The organism is Brevundimonas sp. UBA7506 (assembly GCF_002479495.1).
GTDB lineage: Bacteria > Pseudomonadota > Alphaproteobacteria > Caulobacterales > Caulobacteraceae > Brevundimonas.
Map to the genome: position 1 here is coordinate 1 of NZ_DLNQ01000006.1, position 2,967 is coordinate 2,967.

2 protein-coding genes are annotated in these 2,967 nt (G+C 65.8%); one reads left to right on the forward strand and one right to left on the reverse strand.

Going from position 1 to position 2,967, the window contains the following annotated elements:
- Positions 1 to 323 precede the first annotated feature (323 nt).
- Positions 324 to 1,490 carry a M24 family metallopeptidase gene (locus tag B3K53_RS06690; protein ID WP_292083387.1) on the reverse strand — a complete coding sequence of 389 codons (1,167 nt, stop codon included), beginning with the start codon at positions 1,488 to 1,490 and terminating at the stop codon, positions 324 to 326.
- A gap of 392 nt (positions 1,491 to 1,882) precedes the next feature.
- Between B3K53_RS06690 and B3K53_RS06695 the strand changes: the two genes are divergently transcribed.
- Positions 1,883 to 2,134, forward strand: a complete 252-nt coding sequence (locus B3K53_RS06695) for a hypothetical protein (protein WP_292083388.1) — start codon at positions 1,883 to 1,885, stop codon at positions 2,132 to 2,134.
- Positions 2,135 to 2,967: the final 833 nt, after the last annotated feature.

Sequence of the window (2,967 nt, forward strand, 5' to 3'; positions counted from 1 at the left end):
AGGCGGCCTTCTAAGGAAAGCCAATCTCCATGTCAACCAATCCGCTGAACTTTTCCGAAGACCCAAAAGCCAAGACTTTCGAAGCCGCAGAAACCCCTGCAGAGAAGCAAAGACACCTCTCGCATCGGCAAATCAGCGATTTGATCGAAGCGCGGAACCTAGCTGAACCAACGGATGAAGGCAAGAAGTTATTCAACTCCTCGCCCGCCAAGCCCCCGGAAATCCATTCCCGAAGCCCCCGTGGGTCAGCCCGTCTCCGAGCGAGCGGCGTCTATACGGACCACCCTCGGAGTCCACAACCCCTGAATCTCAGAATGTTGAGATCACTGAGATCCGAACGGATCGTCCAGGCTGCAGGACGGCTGGGTGAACCAGACCGGGCCGGCGTCGCTCATATAGAAGTGGTCCTCCAGCCGTATGCCGAACTGGCCCGGGATGACCAGCATGGGCTCATTGGAGAAGCTCATGCCCGCCTCCAAGATCGTGCCGTCGCCGCGCACCAGATTGGGCGCTTCGTGGATATCCAGACCGACGCCGTGGCCAGTGCGATGGGGCAGGCCCGGCAGTCGATAGTCAGGGCCGTAGCCGAGGCCGGTGAGATAGTCGCGCGCGGCCGCATCCACGCTCTCGCAGGTCGCGCCCAGTTGCGCCGCCTCGAAAGCCAGGGCCTGAGCCTGCTTCTCATGCTCCCACACGGTGCGGAACTCGGGCGTCGGTTCGCCAAAGACATAGGTGCGGGTGATGTCCGAGTGATAGCCGTCGATCAGGGTGCCGGTGTCGATCAGAACCGCGTCGTTCCGCTGCAAGGCTCGGTCGCCCTCGCCGCCGTGCGGCAGGCAGGTGTCATCGCCAAACGAGACGAGGCAGAACCACGAACCGCCTTCCCCGCCGAGGGCGCGATGCTCGGCGTCGACGAACCGCTTCACCTCGGACGTCAGCACCCCGACCTTGAGCCAGGCATGGGTGCGGCGCTGCACCTCAAGAGTGATAGCCTTGGCCCGCGTCAGCAGGGCGATTTCGGCGGGCGACTTGATGCGGCGCAGAGCAGCAGTTAGCGGGGCGCCATCGGCCAGACGCGCCTGCCCCATGGCTCTGGCCAGCCCCAGCCAGACAAAGACCGCGACCAGCTCATCCACCGCCAGTTTTCCGTCCGGCGGAAGTCGGCTCGCGACGAGGGCGTAGGGACTCTCTTCCTCTTCCCAGGTCAGGATGTCGCCGGGAATGGCGCCCTCCGCCGTCGTCAGGCCGCCGAGCTTGTCCAGCTCAAAGCGCGGGCAGACGTACTCCACCCGTCCGTCGGCATGGATCAGGGCGCCGGTGAGACGCTCCGAAGGATGCCAGTCCAGGCCGGTGAAATAGCGCAAAGACGTCGTCGAGCCGAGCAGCAGCGCCGAAAGCCCGCGCGCGGTCAGCAGGCCGGCCAGTGCCTGGATGCGAGCATGACGCTCCCGAGCGTCGATGGGGCGGGCGGACGGAGCAATGAAGGTCATGGCCCGACCCTATAAGACATCCAGGACGTCGCGTGAGCCCCCACGCCTCCCACCAATGACCGCCACCATTCAAGCCCCCGCCCAGGCGCTGAAGACGCTTCACCATTGCGCTTAACGACGCCCCACCAGCATGGGCAAGGGCCGCCTCCGTACCGCCAATGTGCTATCGGCCTTGCCCGCCATGCTGGGCGCCGGGCTATGTCGCGGCGGTCGGTCTGGGCGGGTCGAGCCAGCCGTCGTCGTCATGACTCCAAGGCTGCCGGCTGCTCGTCTAATCCCTGTTCGGCAACCCGCAGGGCCCCGCCCCTCCCACATCGGCTTCGCCATCGCTTTGAGCCAGTCACGCCCGCGGTAATGACCGCCCTAGCCATCCCTTCATCAAAGCGTTCGTAATGACCCGCTCACCAGCGCGCCTTTCCGCATGCCTGGCGTCTAACCTCGTCCTGGCCCTGACTGCAGGACCCGCGGTCGCCGCCACCCCGGACTGCGACGCCTCAGCCTGCAGACCCGCCATCTGCCGCCACCGGCTCGCCGACGGCTCCGGCCTCGTCTTTTCTCCCGAAGGCCGCTTCGTGCTGACGTCCAGCGACCAGTCGGGCGCGTTCAACGCCTACACCGCCCTGACGACGGCTTCCGCGACCTGACGCCCGACGGTCGGCTCACGTCTGACCTGCTGGGCGGGAGCGGCGATCGCACCGCGACCTGGATGACACCCACGTCGCCGGATAGTCGCGCCCCCGACATCCCTGTGGTCGATCCCGGCGCCCACGAAAGTCGCCTGCTGTTTCAGAACCCCGGCATGTTCAGAACCCCCGGCATGCCAGTCGAGGCCATCTCACCCGACGGCCGCTGGGTCACCCAGCGCCGCCAATCCGGTTCGGTCGACAGCGACCTCTATGACCTGACCCAAGGCGGCGAGTCGCGCCTGATCCCCCAATGTCGGGATGGTCCGCCATCTTCGACTTCACGCCGGATTTTCCGCCCTGATCCTTGGCTCAAACGGCGCTGGCGAGTTCGGGCGGGCCTATCGCTACACCCTAGCCGACGACGCAGTCACCAAAGAACTGAAAGGCGACAGGGACGTCGTCACCCCCCATTTCTCTCCGTCGGGCCGATACCGAGCGTGCCTTCAACGCGAACGCCCGAACGGAGATGGCCGTCACGGACATGGCCACTGCCCCCCCCCGAAAGACGTTCCCGCGCGGGCGACATCAGCGACCTGGGCTTCCGTCAGGACGAAGGACGGATCGTCTTCGCCACATCCCCCTCCACCTCGCCTACGGACGTCTTCATCGCCGACGTGGATGATCTGGTCGAGGCCGTGGTGGTTCACTTCCAGCGCGGAGGCGGGGTGACGATCCCGGCCAACCTCTATCGTCCCAAGAACACCTCGTTCGACGCCGCCGCGTCCTTGGTTGAGTATTGCTGCGGGGCCGCCGAGGCCGATAGCGGCCAGCCGCACCTGGCGGCCTTGCTG

Bases quoted from the DNA above. Each gene is read 5' to 3' on its own strand.
- B3K53_RS06695 (WP_292083388.1), top strand. From the start codon at position 1,883: ATGACCCGCTCACCAGCGCGCCTTTCCGCATGCCTGGCGTCTAACCTC.
- B3K53_RS06690 (WP_292083387.1), bottom strand. From the start codon at position 1,490: ATGACCTTCATTGCTCCGTCCGCCCGCCCCATCGACGCTCGGGAGCGT.